At 63.7% G+C, this 17,156-nt stretch carries 12 protein-coding genes; 2 read left to right on the top strand and 10 right to left on the bottom strand.

Features of this window, described 5'->3' with window-relative positions; translation table 11 throughout:
- Window positions 1–11: 11 nt before the first annotated feature.
- The 7 genes from ABF821_RS01405 to ABF821_RS01375 form a co-directional block, all read right to left on the bottom strand.
- The gene (locus ABF821_RS01405; protein WP_182975102.1) at window positions 12–1,046 is read right to left on the bottom strand and encodes a sulfate ABC transporter substrate-binding protein; all 1,035 of its coding nucleotides are present in this window, start codon (window positions 1,044–1,046) and stop codon (window positions 12–14) included.
- A 61-nt stretch (window positions 1,047–1,107) separates the two neighbouring features.
- On the bottom strand, window positions 1,108–2,778 hold the full coding sequence (locus ABF821_RS01400) for an OprO/OprP family phosphate-selective porin (protein WP_415528822.1): 1,671 nt from the start codon (window positions 2,776–2,778) through the stop codon (window positions 1,108–1,110).
- A 456-nt stretch (window positions 2,779–3,234) separates the two neighbouring features.
- A complete protein-coding gene (locus tag ABF821_RS01395; RefSeq protein WP_415528839.1) occupies window positions 3,235–4,860 on the bottom strand; it encodes an OprO/OprP family phosphate-selective porin in 1,626 nt (541 codons plus the stop codon).
- Between the two features lie 358 nt (window positions 4,861–5,218).
- Complete coding sequence (locus tag ABF821_RS01390) at window positions 5,219–6,814, bottom strand: isocitrate lyase (RefSeq protein ID WP_415528821.1); 1,596 nt, start codon at window positions 6,812–6,814, stop codon at window positions 5,219–5,221.
- Between the two features lie 198 nt (window positions 6,815–7,012).
- Complete coding sequence (locus ABF821_RS01385) at window positions 7,013–8,506, bottom strand: CoA-acylating methylmalonate-semialdehyde dehydrogenase (RefSeq protein ID WP_415528820.1); 1,494 nt, start codon at window positions 8,504–8,506, stop codon at window positions 7,013–7,015.
- A gap of 30 nt (window positions 8,507–8,536) precedes the next feature.
- A complete protein-coding gene (locus ABF821_RS01380; RefSeq protein ID WP_183008606.1) occupies window positions 8,537–9,907 on the bottom strand; it encodes an MFS transporter in 1,371 nt (456 codons plus the stop codon).
- A 27-nt stretch (window positions 9,908–9,934) separates the two neighbouring features.
- Window positions 9,935–11,092, bottom strand: a complete 1,158-nt coding sequence (locus tag ABF821_RS01375) for an iron-containing alcohol dehydrogenase (protein ID WP_415528819.1) — start codon at window positions 11,090–11,092, stop codon at window positions 9,935–9,937.
- A 230-nt stretch (window positions 11,093–11,322) separates the two neighbouring features.
- Between ABF821_RS01375 and ABF821_RS01370 the strand changes: the two genes are divergently transcribed.
- A complete protein-coding gene (locus tag ABF821_RS01370) occupies window positions 11,323–12,222 on the top strand; it encodes a LysR family transcriptional regulator (protein WP_415528818.1) in 900 nt (299 codons plus the stop codon).
- Between the two features lie 103 nt (window positions 12,223–12,325).
- Window positions 12,326–13,162, top strand: a complete 837-nt coding sequence (locus ABF821_RS01365) for a DODA-type extradiol aromatic ring-opening family dioxygenase (protein WP_415528817.1) — start codon at window positions 12,326–12,328, stop codon at window positions 13,160–13,162.
- 188 nt (window positions 13,163–13,350) lie between these two features.
- Here the strand turns inward: ABF821_RS01365 and ABF821_RS01360 are convergent, their stop codons facing one another.
- From ABF821_RS01360 to ABF821_RS01350, 3 genes are all read right to left on the bottom strand, one after another.
- Window positions 13,351–15,492 (bottom strand): TonB-dependent receptor, encoded by a 2,142-nt coding sequence (locus tag ABF821_RS01360; RefSeq protein WP_415528816.1) that lies wholly within the window; start codon window positions 15,490–15,492, stop codon window positions 13,351–13,353.
- A 306-nt stretch (window positions 15,493–15,798) separates the two neighbouring features.
- Window positions 15,799–16,248 carry a hypothetical protein gene (locus ABF821_RS01355; protein WP_415528815.1) on the bottom strand — a complete coding sequence of 150 codons (450 nt, stop codon included), beginning with the start codon at window positions 16,246–16,248 and terminating at the stop codon, window positions 15,799–15,801.
- A 138-nt stretch (window positions 16,249–16,386) separates the two neighbouring features.
- Window positions 16,387–17,100: a YfdX family protein gene (locus ABF821_RS01350; RefSeq protein ID WP_182975093.1), complete on the bottom strand. Its 714-nt coding sequence runs from the start codon at window positions 17,098–17,100 to the stop codon at window positions 16,387–16,389.
- Window positions 17,101–17,156 lie beyond the last annotated feature (56 nt).

Here is a 17,156-nt window from a genome sequence, read left to right as displayed (position 1 = left end):
GAAAGAGTCCGTTATCGGCTGTAAATCTGGTCGAACACACCGCCATCGGCGAAATGCGTCCTCTGGAGCTTAGTCCATCCCCCCAGACTCGCGACATCGAATGTTGTCGTCTTCGGGAAGACCGATGCCGTTTCCGCCACGATCGCCGGGTCGACCGGCCGGAAATAATGCTTCGCCCCGATCCGCTGCCCCTCGGGCGTGAACAGGAAATCGAGAAAACCCTTCGCGACCTCCGCCGTACCATGCGCCTGCACGTTCTTGTCCACCACCGCCACAGGTGGCTCTGCCAGGATCGTCACCGGCGGCACCACGATATCGAACTTGTCCGGTCCCAGGTCACGCGCCGCCAGCAGCGCCTCATCCTCCCAGGCGATCAGCACGTCGCCCAGCCCGCGCTGCACGAAACTGTTGGTGGCGCCGCGTGCCCCGGTATCCAGCACCGGCACATGAGCGAACAGCGATTTCAGATAAGCGGTCGCGGTAGCCTCTGACCCGCCCGGCTGGCGCAGCGCCCACCCCCAGGCGGCCAGGTAGTTCCAGCGCGCGCCGCCCGAGGTCTTGGGATTGGGGGTAATCACCTGCACGCCGTCCCGCAGCAGATCGGGCCAGTCATGGATGCCCTTGGGGTTGCCCTTGCGCACCAGGAACACGATCGTGCTGGTGTACGGCGTGGCGTTATGCGGCAGCCGCGTCTGCCAGTCCGCCGCCAGCAGGCCATGCTGGGCCAGAATGTCGATGTCATAAGCCAGCCCCAGCGTCACCACATCAGCCGGCGCCCCTTCCAGCACCGAGCGCGCCTGCGCGCCCGACCCGCCGTGCGAGGAGGTCACCACCACCTGATCGCCCCCATGGGCCTTCGCCCAGAAGGCGGCGAAGGCCCGCCCGGCATCGGCATAAAGCTCGCGCGTCGGATCATACGACACATTCAGCAGCCGGGTCGCCGCAGCCGCCGGACGCGGCCGCGCCCCGATGGCGAAGACTGTTGCGGCAGCGGCCGTTCCGGCCAGAAACCCGCGCCGCGACGACACCGTGAAACCGTTTTTCATATCGTTTCTCGTTCTGATGGCAGTTGCCGATGAAATATCGAGATATGCAGGGAAGACCGGTTCAGAACGTGGCCTGCACGCGCCCGGCGACGGCATTGCCCGTCCGCCCCAGCAGATCCACGCCACCCGAGACACCCTTCGACCGGGTCACGATGAAATGGTCGAAATCCAGCATGAACTTGAAATGCTGGTTCGGATACCAGTTCAGGCCGCCAGCCCACACCGTCTGCTGGTCGCCGTTGACGCCCCTGCCGCCTTGGCTGGCCACATCGGACAGATCCGTCACGCTCCAGCGGCCGCTGAGTTCCAGCGCCCCCCAATCCCCCCGCGCCGGGTCGAAATCATGCTCGACGCCGGGCGTGGTAAACGCACCGCTCCTGACGTTGTATGCACGCCCCCGACCCAGCAGCGTATAGTTGGCGGCGACATACCATCCGTCGAAATTCAGCGACGGCAGGGGCGTCGCGCCGGTATTATGCCCCCGTTCCACGCCTACATGGTAATACTCGCCCTTCAGCAGGAAATTCCGCCAGCGAAAGGCCAGTTGCGGTCCCGCCGCCCATATCTGGGACACATTGGTCAACGCGCCCGATGTCAGCAGCGAAGTCTCGCCCAGCGGCACCTCCATATTGTCGCTGAAGGTATAATTGCGGCCATTCGCATTCTGATTGACCTTGAAGGCACTGGTCGCACCCGCGCCGACATGGACGTCGATATCCTTGCTGACATAAGGCCGGCCGACGATACGGGCCACCGCGCCGGTCTGGCTGTCGGTAATCGTCGTATCCTTGTTCCGGTCGCCGAATTTCTGCCCGGTGAAATAGGCCGCCGCCTGCCAGCGATTTTCATAATGCTCGCCACCGACGCTGAAGCGCGCAACGCCCCCCGCCAGGTTGCGCACCAGATCGACGATGGTCGGGCGTTCAAGGAATTCGAACGACGATGCCCGCTCGGCGCTTTCCTCTTCCATACGCGGCTGGAAGTAACCGACGGTCAGCGTCGTATGATGCAGGCCGGTATAGTTCATGTTGGCCTCGAACAGGCTGACCGACCCATCCACCGAACTGGACCCGAATTCCGGCGTGACGTTCGCCACCCAATCCTTGTAGCGCCAGGAGAAATAGATGCGCAGACGCCGGGCATTCTGGGTAAATTTATTGAAATTGCCGGTCGCCTCGCCCCGCTTGGGCCCAGCACCGATAAACCCGCCCAGATCCCCCTGCGCCGTCAGGCCGATCGAAAAACTGTAGGCACCATCCTGCGACGAGATCGTGGGCCGCCCTGCCGGAAAGCCGATCCGCATACCGCCCACCTGCACGGTCTCGTCCCGCGCGCTGGCGGCCCGGATTTCCGCCCAGGACGGAATCGGTCCTTCCGGCGTGACCAGCCGTGTCTCGGCATCGGTACGGGGCCGCCGCGTGGCCGCCGGTCCCTGCGGCTCGCCGATCGCGGGTAGCGGGCCTCCGGCCCAGCGATGCGCGTGCACCACATGCGGCGCCCCCACGGCCGCATGGCCGGCCGTAACCGGCGTCGCCCTTCCCTCGTCGCGGGCGATCCGGGCCTGAAGCACCCGAATCTCATCGCGCATCTGCCGCTGCATCTCCCGCATTTCACGACGCAACGCCGTGACTTCATCATCCTGCGAAGCAGCCTGCGCCAAAGCCGGCAGAAAAGCAGGGGACAGGGCCGTGGCCACGGCAAGAAGGCGCCGGACTTTCAAACCTTCTTTCATCTTCTTACGAAACCTCGACCCGGCACATAGACATGTTTCACGACATCTTTCGTATTTAATACAAACCGCAATGATTGATGTCACGTTACAATTTACAGGTCAATAGCGTGCAAGTTGGATTGTCTGGTCATATTTGTTTAATTTAGACAGACTACAAGCCGGAAAGAAATATTTCCACTATTTTTATTTGTTATTTATCACCCCTGAGAGCCTGACCAAAAATGCGGTCTGGTGAGCGAGAGCGGCTCATCAGGGCCGCGTCCGACGTGTGTTTCTGAGCATTTGAAGCGGAGCGGCCTTGATGGCCGTGAGCACCGAAGCGCAGGAGGCGCGCGTCGGATCGCCACCAGGGCGCATTTTCGGTCAGGCTCTGAAGCCATGTGGCGTCGATGCCCACAGCCACCAGACACACGGGAAAAGGCACGCCGTCCTCCCCCACCTCTTTCACTCGGGTCCTCAGAAACTGGCCTGGATCCGCCCCACAACGAGATTCCCGCTTCGGCCGAACAGGTTGACCCCATCAGCCACCCCCTTCGAGCGACTGACGATGAAATGGTCGAAATCCAGCATGAACTTGATATGCCGGTTTGGGTACCAGTTCACGCCCCCCTGCCACACTGTCTGCTGGTTGCCGTTCACACCAGCCCCACCCTGGTTCGCGACATCCGACAGATTCGTGACGCTCCAGCGGCCACTGATCTCCATCGCCCCCCAATCGCCATTCAGCGGATCGAAATCATGCTCGACCCCCGGCGTGATGAACGCGGCGATCTTGGGGTTATAAGATCGCGGCCGCCCGAACAGCGTATAATTGGCCGCGACATACCACCCGTCGAAATCCAGCGACGGCAGCGGTGCCGCGCCCGCCTCGCGGCTGCGCTCCACACCGATATGATAATACTCGCCCTTCAGCAGGAATCGCCGCCAGCGCACCCCCATCTGCGGACCGGCCGCCCAGATCTGCGCCACATTGGACAACGCCCCCGACGTCAGCAGTTCCGTCTCATCCAGCGGCACCTCGACATGGTCGGTGAACGTATAGGACCGGCCCTTCTCCCCCTGGTTCACCTTGAAGGCGCTGATGGCACCGGCCCCAACATGCACATCGACATCCTTGCTCACATAGGGCCGGCCGGCGATGCGCGCGACAGCGCCGGTCTGGCTGTCGGTGATCGTGGCATTCTTGTTGCGGTCACCGAATTTCTGCCCGGTAAAGTAGAGCGCCGCCAGCCACCGATCCTCGTAATGCTCGCCCCCGATGCTGAATCGGGCAACGCCCGCCGCGATATTGCGCACAAGATCGACAATGGTGGGGCGCTCGAGGAATTCGAACGCCACCGGACGCTCGGCACTTTCCTCATCCATACGCGGCTGAAAATAGCCGACCGTCAGCGTCGTATGCCGTAACCCGGTATAATTCAGGTTCGCCTCGAACAGGCCGACCGCCCCATCCGCATTCAGCGAGCCGAAATCGGGGGTAACTTTCGCCACCCAATCCTTGTAGCGCCACGAGAAATACATGCGCAGCCGTCGCCCGTTCTGGGTAAAGCTGTTGAAATTGCCCTTCGCCTCGCCCGCCCTGGCGCCGGTGCTCAGAAAGCCACCGATATCCTCCTGCAACAGCCCGCCGAGCGAGAAACTGTATGTCCCGTCATCCGACGATATCGTGAGCCGGCCGGACGGAAAGCCGACCCGCATGCCGCCCACATGCACGCTCTCGTCCTTCTCCGTCGCGGCCTTCACGTCCGCCCAGGACGGGATCGGCCCTTCCACCATGACCATCTGGCTCTCGGCGTCCGACCGGGACCGCACGGGGCCGGGTCCATGAGGCGCGCCGATCGTGGGCAATGGCCCGCTCCAGGTGCGCGGCACCGCATGGACGACACGAGGAGACGCCGCCGCCGGATGCGCCACATGCGCCTGCGGTACATGGCCCTCGTCCCGGGCGATCCGGGCCTGAAGCACACGAATCTCTTCGCGCATCTCACGCTGCATATCCCGCATTTCGCGCCGCAACGCCGCAATTTCATCGTCTCGGGGCGCCGCTTGGGCAAGTCCGGGCAGACCGACAACCGGCACCATGGTTGCCACAAAAAACAAATGCCGTGTTTTCAATAAAATAGTCTCTATCGCTCGAACACTCCGTGCCACCCCAGCAAGAGCGCAATGGATCGCACAGGTTTCCCGTAATCAACCACAGGAATGCTAAGGAACGCTAATGAACCGGTCAATGCTGCCGAATCGACATGACGCAACAAGTGAATAAATACCATTCAATAATTTTACATTATCTATAGACCAGACTTTCTATTCTCATCCCGCACTCCGTTACGTGACCATAAAAAAAACCCGGTCTTCACCAGGAAGACCGGGCCAGTAGGGGAGATGAGGAGAGACGTTATTTCTTGTTGTTATTCCTGCACGCCAGGAGGCGCCGGCTTCAGCCGAACTGCCCCATGGTGTTATGCGCGCCACCGGCCTTCAGGGCCGCTTCGCCGGCGAAATACTCCTTGTGATCGTCGCCGATATCCGACCCGGCCATGTTCTGATGCTTGACGCACGCGATCCCCTGGCGGATTTCCTCGCGCTGGACGTTCTGCACATAACCCAGCATCCCCTCCTCGCCGAAATATCTCTTGGAGAGATTGTCGGTCGACAGCGCCGCTGTGTGATAGGTCGGCAGCGTGATCAGGTGGTGGAAGATGCCCGCCCGCTTCGACGCATCCCGCTGGAACGAACGGATGCGCTGATCCGCCTCCGTCGCCAGGTCGCTCGCGTCGTAGCTCTGCGCCATCAGCCTGGCACGGTCATAGGCCGAAACGTCACGCCCTTCTTCCTTCCAGGCATCATAGACCTGCTGGCGGAAATTAAGCGTCCAGTTGAAGGACGGCGAGTTGTTGTAGACCAGCTTGGCATTCGGCACCGCGTCGCGGATCCGGTCCATCATGCCGGCGATCTGCTCGATATGCGGCTTTTCGGTCTCGATCCACAGCAGGTCGGCGCCGTTCTCCAGCGCGGTGATACAGTCCAGCACGCAGCGATCCGCACCGGTGCCGGGACGGAACTGGTACAGGTTGCTGGGCAGGCGCTTCGGGCGCAGCAGCTTGCCTTCGCGGGCAATGATCACGTCGCCGTCACGCACGGTGCCGTCGGTCACCTCCTCGCAATCCAGATAGGCGTTGTACTGGTCGCCCAGATCGCCCGGCTCGCTGCTATAGGCGATCTGCTTGGTCAGGCCCGCACCCAGACTGTCGGTGCGGCAGACGATCACGCCATCTTCCACCCCCAGTTCCAGGAAAGCGTAGCGCACGGCACGCACCTTCGCCAGGAAGTCCTCATGCGGCACCGTCACCTTGCCGTCCTGATGCCCGCACTGCTTTTCGTCGGACACCTGGTTTTCGATCTGGATGGCGCAGGCGCCTGCCTCGATCATCTTCTTCGACAGCAGGTAGGTTGCCTCGGCATTACCGAAACCCGCGTCGATATCGGCGATGATCGGCACGATATGGGTCTGGTGGTTGTCGATCTTCTCCTGGATCTCGGCCTGGCGCGCCGCATCACCCGCCTCACGCGCGGCGTCGAGGTCGCGGAACAGCATGCCCAGTTCGCGGGCGTCGGCCTGGCGCAGGAAGGTGTAGATCTCCTCGATCAGCGCCGGCACCGCCGTCTTCTCGTGCATCGACTGGTCGGGCAGCGGGCCGAATTCCGACCGCATCGCCGCGACCATCCAGCCGGAAAGATACAGGTAACGGCCCTTGAGCGACCCGAAATGCTTCTTCACCGAGATCATCTGCTGCTGCGCGATGAAACCGTGCCAGGCCCCCAGCGACTGGGTGTACTGTGCCGGGTCGGCATCATAGGCGGCCATGTCCTGGCGCATGATGGCGGCCGTATAGCGCGCGATGTCCAGCCCGGTCTGAAAACGGTTCTGAAGGCGCATGCGCACGACATAGTCGGGGTTGATCCCGCCCCAGGTGCCCTGCTTGGCCTGGATGATCTGGTTGAGCTTGGCGGTTGCCGATTCCTGATATGACATGTGACGGTTTCCATTATTCTTGGAAGGCGTGGCGTCACAAGGCTTAACGCCATCACGCCTCATGCCGGAAGGCGGAAACCAATCGTCACGCTGTATTTCTGTAAAGAATTCACAGACAGTAATTTCCAATAGAAAAGTCTTTTGCCACGCCGATCCCGGACCGGGCGCGCCGCCGCGCAACCCGGCCCGTCCACCCGATCAGCCGTGCGTCGGCATCGCGAATTCCGCACCCGAGCGGATTCCAGTCGGCCAGCGGGTGGTCACGGCCTTCATGCGTGTAAAGAAGCGCACACCTTCCGGCCCGTGCATATGATGGTCACCGAAGAGCGAATCCTTCCAGCCGCCGAAGGAATGGAAGGCCATCGGCACCGGAATCGGCACATTCACGCCGATCATGCCCACCTGCACCCCATGGGTGAACGCGCGTGCGGCATCCCCGTCACGGGTAAAGATCGCGGTGCCGTTGCCATAGGGGCTTTCATTGACCAGCGTCAGCGCACTGTCGAAATCCGGCACGCGCACCACGCAGAGCACGGGGCCGAAGATTTCCTCCCGATAGATCGTCATGTCCGTCGTCACATGATCGAACAGCGAGCCACCGATAAAGAACCCCTTCTCATGTCCGGCCACCACATGGTCGCGCCCGTCGACCACCAGGGTCGCGCCCTGTTCCACCCCGGCATCCACCAGCGCCCGCACGCGGGCCAGATGCTGGCCGGTAATCAGCGGCCCCATCTCGTTGCTGTTGTCGATGCCGTGGCCGATCTTCAGCGCGCGCGCACGCTCGGCCAGCTTGCTCACCAGCGCATCGGCAACCGGCCCGACGGCCACGGCCACCGAAATCGCCATGCAGCGTTCGCCGGCCGAGCCATAGGCCGCCCCCACCAGCGCATCCACCGCGCGATCCAGATCGCAATCCGGCATGATGACGGCATGGTTTTTCGCACCGCCCAGCGCCTGCACGCGCTTTCCGGCCGCCGTCCCGGTCGCATAGACATGCTTCGCGATCGGCGTGGACCCCACAAAGCTGACGGCTTCGATGCCACGATGCGCCAGGATGGCGTTGACCATATCCTTGTCGCCCTGCACCACTTGGAACACCCCGTCCGGCAGACCGGCTTCCTTGAAGATATCGGCCAGCAGAACGGCGGCCGACGGATCACGCTCGGACGGCTTGAGAATGAAGCAATTCCCGGTCGCCAGCGCCATCGGCGCCATCCACAGTGGCACCATCACCGGGAAGTTGAACGGCGTAATGCCGGCCACCACCCCCAGCGGCTGACGCATGGTGTGGGCATCGATCCCGCGACTGACCTGCTCGGTAAACTCGCCCTTCAGCAGTTCCGGCGCGGCGGTGGCATATTCCACCACCTCCAGCCCGCGCGTCACCTCGCCCTGGGCGTCTGAGAGAATCTTGCCATGCTCGGCCGTAATGACGGCCGCCAGTTCCCCCATGCGGGCCTCGATCAGGTCCCGCGCCCGGAAGAGGATGCGCGCACGGGTCAGTGGCGGCGTCTCGGCCCAGGCGGGAAAGGCGCGGCGCGCGGCGGCGATCGCGGCCTCCAGGTCGCTCTGCCCACCCAGCACGACCTGCGCCGCCACCGCACCGGTCGCCGGGTTGAACACATCGGCGCGGCCCGTTCCGTCACCCTCGCTATGCCGTCCATCGATAACGTGAGGAATGATCTTCATGGTCCTGATCCTTCGTATGCGTGTTGATAGTCAGATTTCCTGCCCGGATTCCGGAATCAGCGCCGACAGCGATGCCACTTGGCGTTTCCGGTCGCCACCGACAGGCAGCGTTTCAGGCACGAAGAAAAGGGTGACGAGAAAGCCGACAATGCAGACCGCGATCGGATAAAGCAGCCCCGCGAAGACATTCCCGGTGAGATTGACCAGGCTGAGGCCGATCAGCGGCAGGAAGCCACCGAAAATCCCGTTGCCGATATGATAGGGAATGGAAATCGACGTATAGCGGACCGCCGGCGGAAAACTCTCGACGATAAAGGCGCCATAAGGCCCGTAAATCATGGCGGCAATCACCACCAGCAGGAACACCGTTCCCGCGACAGGCAGAAAGTCGATCGTCGTGCCATGCACGGCGGAGCGCAGCAGCATGAACATCGGCAGGTAGAGAACAACCGCCGCCGCCATCCCGCACAGCGACAGCCGCTTGCGCCCGATCCGGTCCGACAGCGCGCCGAAGACGATGAAGAACGGCAGCCCGCACACCGCGCCCAGCGCCACCGCCAGCGTGGCGGAGAGGAAATCCACATGCATGACGCTTTGCAGGAAATAGAGGGCATAGAACTGCGCGGTATAGAAGGTGATGGCCTGCGCGCAGGCCACGCCGAACAGAAAACTCACGATCCGCCGCGCATTGCCTGGAATGGTAAAGGCATCGCGGATCGGCGAGGCCGAGAGCTGCTTGTTCTTCTGCATGTCCAGAAAGACGGGCGATTCATGCAGCCGCATGCGAATCCGAAACGACACCCCCACCAGCACGATCGAGACCAGGAACGGCAGGCGCCATCCCCAGGCAGCGAAACTCTGCTCCCCCAGCCCCAGCCGCAGGCCAAGCACCATGGCCAGCGACAGCACGAACCCGCCCGACGCCATGGCCTGGATATAGCTGGCCCATTTGCCACGCTCATGCGGCGGCGCATGTTCGGCCACATAGGTAGCAGCACCCCCATATTCCCCGCCCAACGCCAACCCCTGGACGATCCGCAGCGAGATCAGCAGCACGGGCGCCAGATAACCCGCCGTGGCATAGGTCGGCAGAAACCCGATGGCGGCGGTGGAACAGCCCATGATCAGCAACGTGGCCAGAAACGTGACCTTGCGCCCGAACCGGTCCCCCATATGGCCGAAGATCAGGCTGCCGAGCGGCCGCACGGCAAAACCGGTGGCGAAGGTCGCGACGCTGATCAGCGTCCCCGCCACCCCGTCCTGCGGCGGATAGAACAGTTTGGCAAAGAAGATGGCCAGGCTTCCGTAAAGGAAGAAATCGTACCATTCGATAATGGTGCCGACACTGGAGGCGAAGACCAGCCCATACATCGGACGGGCGGCAGCATCTTTATTCTGCATGACGGTCAATCCCGTGTGCTGATCGGTTCAGGCCCAGACGCGACGATAAAGGTCCACGATTTCGGCTGCGGTCGGCACACGCGGATTATGCGCGGGCGAGCCGGAAGCCAGCGCCTGATCCGCCATCAGCGGCAGCAGATTGTCCCAGCGCGCGGCATCCAGCCCGAAGGATTGCGGTGACGGCACCCCCAGTTCCGCATTGCGCGCCCGCAGCGCCGCCACCAGCGCCTCCCCTGCCGCCGCGTCGGACACGTCCGCGCCCACAACCCCCATGGCCCGCGCACATTCGGCGTAGCGTCCAGGCGCCCCCGACAGCGACCACGCCGTGATCTCCGGCAGCAGCATCGCGTTCGACAGACCATGCGCGACATGGAAATGCGCCCCGATCGGCCGGCTCATGCCATGCACCAGCGCCACCGAGGCATTGGAGAACGCCATCCCGGCCTCGAACGCGCCTTCCATCACGGCAGCCCGGGCTTCGCGATTGCCAGGCTCGACGCAGCAGGTGGGCAGATGGGTCCAGATGCGCTTCATCGCCGTCAGCGCCAGCGCATCGGTAAACGGGCTGGCCCTGCGCGAGACATAGGCTTCCAGCGCGTGGGTCAGCGCGTCGATCCCGGTATCCGCCGTCAGGCGGGCCGGCATCGACAGGGTCAGTTCATAATCGACGATGGCGATCCGGGGCTGATAGGCCGCCCCCATGCACAGCATCTTCTCGTCCGTGGCCTCGTCGGTAATGACGGTCACGCGCGTGGCCTCCGATCCGGTGCCGGCCGTGGTCGGAATGGCGATGATCGGCAGCCCCGGCGCATCCTGCACGAAGGGCGCTTTCAGCCGCGCCGGCGTGGTGTCATGCACCGCCAGCACGGCCACCATTTTCGCCGTGTCGATGGGACTGCCGCCCCCAAGCCCGATCACGCAGTCATGCGCGCCCTCGCGCAGCATCCCCAGCGCCGCTCCCACACAGGCCACCGTCGGGTCCGGCACCGTATCGGTGAAAGCCCGCACCTTGAGGTCGTCCGCGCTCAACAGCGCATGAACCCGTTCCAGCACGCCGGACGCGGCCATGAAACGGTCGGTAATGATAAAGGGCGCCCGAAGTCCGGCCTGACGCAACGCGGCCGGCAATTCATCGAGCGCCCCGCCACCGAGACGGACGAAGGGAGGCAGGGATAAGGCTGTCATGGGCAGAACTCCTGACCGTCCGGAGAGGCTTTCGAGGCTGCTCGGACCATCCGACACGAGTTTTCAAGCAGCCTCTTGTCCGCCCTGTCGGCGGTGCCTCTTCTTGTTGATGTTGCCTCCGGGCTAACGCGGAGACGCTCGCGCGAAAATTAGGCGTTTTCGCCCATGGCCTGTGCAAATCTGCACGGCAACAGGCGGCCCGATGTGCGGGATCATAGGGAGCAAGGCAGATGAAACGCGGGCTGGACTGGCGGGACCTGCAATATTTTCTGGCTGTCGCCCGCGGCGGATCGCTGTCGGTGGCCGGTCGGCAGCTCGGCGTGGACCATGCCACGGTAGGCCGTCACATCCAGTCGCTGGAGCAGGCGATGGACGCCTCGCTGTTCGAGCGGCACCTGCGCGGCTACGCGATGACACGACAAGGTGAACGGCTGCTGGCGGCGGTCGAGGGCATGGACAAGGAAGCCGGCCGCATTACCGAGACCAGCGAAGGCGGCCTGTCCGGCACCATCCGCATCAGCGCGCTGGAGGGCTTCGCCAATTTCTTCCTCGCGCCGCGCATCGGCCTGCTGCTGGCCAACAATCCCGGCCTGACGGTGGAGATGGAGACGATCCAGCAGATCGTCTCCCTCGCCCGCCGCCACGCCGATATCGCCATCACCCTCACCCCGCCCAGCAGCAACCGCTTCGCGGGCGAAGAACTAGGCGAATACAACCTGTTCATCTACGCCAGCCCCGACTACCTAGCCCGCCACGCCCCCATCCGCACGCGCGAGGACCTGGCCGAGCACATGTTCGCCGGCTATGTCGACGAACTCCTGTTCACGCGCGAACTGGATTACCAGGGCGCCATGGGCATCCCCGCGCGGGCGGTGCGGATTCAGAATTCCAGCATCCTCGCCCAGATGGAGGCCACCTGTTCCGGCCTCTGCCTCGCCGTCCTCCCCGCCTTCGTCGCCGCCACCCGTCCCCACCTGGTCCGCATCCTGCCCGAAACGATGACCCTGCGCCGCATCTACTGGCTGGTCACCCGCGCCGACGAACGCGGCACGAGGCGCATTCACCACCTCTGCGCGCTGCTCCGCCGAGAAGTCGAAAAGGAAAGAGCCCTGTTCCTGGGAGAGACGTAAAAAATTCATCCGCACAGGCGGGAAACCCGTCGCTCCGGGGTTTATCGCGCCGCCCGAACTGTGACAAAACCCGGCGGCCCCTCACCCATCAGGAGCACCCCCCATGGAATCGCCGACAACGGCCACTCCGCAGTCCAGCGCCGCATCCAAGCGTCAGCCGGTCCTGTTCATGCCGCACGGTGGCGGTCCATGCTTCTTCATGGACTGGCCCGACACCTGGGACCACATGGCCGCCCACCTGCGCGGAATCGCCGCGACCCTCCCACGGCGCCCCGATGCCATTCTCGCCGTCTCGGGCCATTGGGAAACGACCGTGCCGACCGTCACCTCCGCGACACATCCGCCGCTGATCTACGATTATTACGGTTTCCCGGCCCATACCTACCGGCTGCGCTACCCCGCTCCCGGATCGCCGGAACTGGCCGCCAGGGTCAGAACGCTCCTGAGCACAGCGGGAATCGAGAATGAAGAAGACCCGACACGCGGTTTCGACCACGGCGTGTTTGTTCCCTTCATGCTCGCTTTCGCGCACGCCGATATCCCGATCGTGGAATTGTCCCTGCGCCGCGACATGAATGCCGAAGCCGAATTACAGACCGGCGCCGCGCTGCGCCCCCTGCGCGATCAGAACGTCCTCATCGTCACCACAGGCATGACGTACCACAATCTCGCCCATTTCATGCAGCCCGATCCGGGGTCCGACACCGCCTCGAAGGCTTTCGACGACTGGCTGGCACAGGCAGTGGAGGCCCCCCCGGCGCAGCGTGATGAAGCCCTGCGCCATTGGGACCAGGCACCCGGCGCCCTGCTATGCCACCCACGCCCCGAACATCTGCTTCCCCTGATGGTTGCGGCAGGCGCGGCAGGCCAGGACATTGGCCGCCGCGATTACACCGACACCATCATGGGCAAAGCACTCTCCGGCTTCCGCTTCGGCTGACCCAGCCCTCGGAGCCTGACCGAACATGTGGGCTGGCGCGCGAGAGCGGCCCGTTCCGGGCCGCGCCCGACATGTGTTTCCGAGCATCGGAGCGGAGTGGCCTTGATGGCCATGAGCACCGAAGCCCAGAAAACGCGCGGAGGAAACGCGCGAAGGACACGCCGCCAGCGCGCATTTCGGTCAGGCTCTCAGAATGTCGCCGTCAGGCTGAGATTATAGGATCGCCCCAACCCCGGCAGCGGCCCCAGCACTCCCGTCGCCCTGTAATCCCCCAGCGAGAGTCCCCCGAGCGGAAGATAATATTTCTGATCCAGCACGTTATCGATGCTGGCATCCAGCGTCAGGTTCCGCCACCGATAGCTCCCCCCCAACCCCAGAAGCGCATAACCCGGCGTGCGCGGCTCATGCCGCAGCCAGTCGACCGTATCCTTGGCCTTGACCAGCGTAACCTCGACCCGCCCGGTCCAGGCCCCGTACGTCTCGTGCAACGCAATCGTGCCGTTGGTCGGCATCTGGTGATAAAGACCGGAATGCGTCACCAGATCCTCACCCCGCACCCAATTGAGGTTGGCACGCACTTCGCCCGTGCCGAAGGCATCACTCCGCCACAGGCGCGCGAAGGCCATGCCGTTGATGCCGTAGCTCTGCGCATTGTGGTTGACGAACTGCAATTGCGACAGGCCATTCGACAGGGCACCGATCCGCATCACATTGATATAATTGTGGGTGTAGGTGTAGTACGGCTGGATTTTCACCAACCATGCCTGGTCGCGCGGATCGTGCCACGTCAACGTCATGCTGGCGGTATTGGCGATTTCCGGCGTCAGGTTCAAATTGCCGACATAACCGTTCCCGTCGCCGAACCAGCCGATCATGCTGCTCGTCATCGCCCCCCGGCCCCAGGCATAACGCTCATACAGATTGGGCGAGCGCGTCTTGCGCGCATACCCTCCTTCGATCATCAGACTGTCGACCGGATGCCAGCGCACCAGCGCGGTCACATCGAAATTGCTGTCCGTGCGCCCGCGCGCAGAAGCATTGAACCTTCGCGCCGCCATGGCATCGGCCATGCCCATCATCCCGGTCCAGGAATAGGGTGCAACCGGTCCGGTATTCATCATCACCAGGTCGCTGCGCATCCCCAGTTCGGTAGAAAGGCGCGGCAGCCATTGCGCCTTCCACTCGATATAATGGCCCAGCCGGTCGCGATGGCCGTCGTTGATGTTGTGGTAGGTATTCGGCCCCATCATCATGCTGCCGACAAGCGGCGGCCACCAATCGTTCAACCCGTTATGATCGAACGAACTGCCCAGCCCGAGCACATGCTTCAGGCCGAGCGGAATCGTCGCCTTGATCGCATAGCCCGCCGTCCGTGCATCGGTGTTCATCGGCATGCCGGTCGAGGCCGTATGCCCGCCCTTGTCCGACAACATGTCCATCACATGATCGACCCGCTGCCAGAAGCCGCGCGCCTCCAGCGTGCCCCAATCGAAATCGCCCTTGTATTTGCCATTCACGAAGGTCGACCGATTGTTGGTCATGTCCATATACTGGTTGGGAAAACCTTCATAAGGAATGTCCTGCTGCCCCACCGTCAGGGTCAGCAGATGATTGTCCTTATGCACCCCCAGCGTAACGGCGTGGTTGAAGCTGAGATAACTGGTCGAACGCACGCGCGGCCCGTCCCCACCGGCATGATAATCGCTGGCATGGTTGTAGGACCCGGTATAACGCAGACTCAGCAGATCGTTCGCCACCGTCACCGACCCCGAGGCACCGGACCCACCGCCATTGCTGCGGTAATCCCCACGCATGCGCCCGGTCACGAGGATCTTCCCCGCCTTGGCGAATTGCGGGTCCCGCCGCTCGACTGAAACGGTCCCGCCGGTACTGTCCCCTCCGTCGCTGACGGAGGTAATCCCCGCCGTCGCCACCGCCGACGCCACGCTGTCCGGGTCGATATAGGACATCGCCGGATTCATGTGGTTGGGGCAGGCCGAGGCGATGCGCATCCCGTCCACGAAGGTCGCCACCCGGTCGTCGGCCATGCCGTTCAGCACCGGAAGCGCCGAAACCCCCCCGGCCGAATAGCTGCTAAACCCCATGGCGTGCGAGAGCAGGGCAACCGTATCCGCACTATGCCCCGTCTGCCGGCGAACGCCGTTGACGGTGATAAACTCCTCCGCCTGCGCAGACGATGGGGATGCGGATTGCGAGAGAGGCGCGGACATCGCCGTATCCGCCCAGGCCGGAGCGACGGCCAACCCAAAGGCGACGGTCCAGCCGCACGCCACGACGCCGATCCAGGAAGACCGGACATGATCTGTCATGATAGAAACCTGATCTGAGAGAAAGCAACAGCCGACAGGGCATGCGCACCGGTTCCCGATCGCGTGCCCGCAGGCGTCCGACGGGACGAACCATCAGGAACGGGCGCGTCGCGCCCCATCCCTGAAGACTCTCCCGAAGCCTGACCGGAAGTGCGCCAACGCGCGGGCAGCAGGCACAAAAGCCCCGCCCGGCCACCCGGTGCGCGTTCTCGTACACCGAAGCGAAACGGCTTTATGAAGCCATTCGCCACGAAGCCGGGAACCCGCGCGCGGAATCGCTACCGGCACGCCTCTCCAGTCAGAGTCTCAGATTGTTCGCGGTGGTCCGATGGCCGGCGGCCGCAACAGGGCCCGACGTACAGGCGGCGCGCGGGGCCGGGCCGGGCTGTAACGCACCCGCGCCAGCCGATGCCACACAAAGATCGCCGCCAGCACAACCGGCAGCACGACCAGTGACAGATGCAACAGCGGGCAGAGCGGACAGGCGTCATGATCCGGCGCCTGGTCATGCGACCGATCGCGCGGGCACGGCATGCCGGCCATCGCCATCCCGGGCATGTCGTCACAGACAGCGGACAGGGACGGCGCGGCCAGATGGATGCCCGCCAGCCGTTCCAGCGTGGCACGCGGCATCTCGCCGGGCAGCGCCTGCGCCTGAATGCCCAGCAGGCCGAGATAGCCGCACAGCACGAACAGGGCGACCATCCAGCGGCCGAAGCCCGACCGCTCCATCCTGATCGCGTCCTGCCCCTGCACGGCCCGGCCACCTCGTTCGTTACAAACCTACCGCTTCTCCCCTACCCCCGCGGAGCAGGACGAGGCAAGGAGCAACAGGAGGCGTTCACTCAGGAAAGGACGGAAACGAACTTCGTCCGTCCCCGCCCCATGGCCCCGTTATTTCTTGGGCGTCGGAACCGCTGCCGTCGCAGCCGGCGCGGCGGCCGGCCCCGAAGCCGACGGCAGCGTTTCAACGAAATCCTGCGAGACGAAGACGATCCCGTCCAACGCCTGGTTCAGCGCATCGGCCGCCTGCTTGGGCTGGCGCCCTTCGACGAACACGGTCGCCCGGTTCACCGCGCCTTCCATCTGGTCCAGCGGTGCCAGCGCGACGATGAAATCCACATCCTCGCCGACAACCTGCATCGTCTGGGCCGCCGCCTGGCTATCGCCCGCCTTGAGCTGGGCATTGGCCGTTGCGACCGCCGCCTTCTTCTCGGGCGCCAGGATGTCGCTGGCCACGAATTCGCCGCCCACCGGCACCCAGTCGGTCGGTGTCGTCACCGGCTGATGCGTCGGAGACACCGGATGCTGCGGCGCGGGCTGGAGCGCACTCTCGGCCACATTGAAGCGCTTCTCCGCCTTGCGGGCGGCTTCCAGCCGCTTCTGCGCGTCATAAAGCGGCGGCACGGCCTGGTCCACCTTACCCTGCGCCACGAACTGCTGGGCGGTCAGGATGTCGGCCAGCGCACGCTCTCCATCTTTGGAAAGATGGTGCAGGGCGCGACCGGCCTTGAACTTCTCCCACGCCGCATGCAGCGACGCGGCATGCGACAACGAGGGCACGCTACCAAGGGCCGCGACAACCGCCAACGAGGCCATAATCCGCATGTCAGACATCCTTTTCGTCATGGGACTTCTTTTTTAACATAATGTTGCTGGAACCC

This window comes from Gluconacetobacter sp., from assembly GCF_047721585.1.
GTDB classification, from domain to species: domain Bacteria; phylum Pseudomonadota; class Alphaproteobacteria; order Acetobacterales; family Acetobacteraceae; genus Gluconacetobacter; species Gluconacetobacter dulcium.
This window is presented reverse-complemented; position numbering and strand designations above follow the sequence as displayed.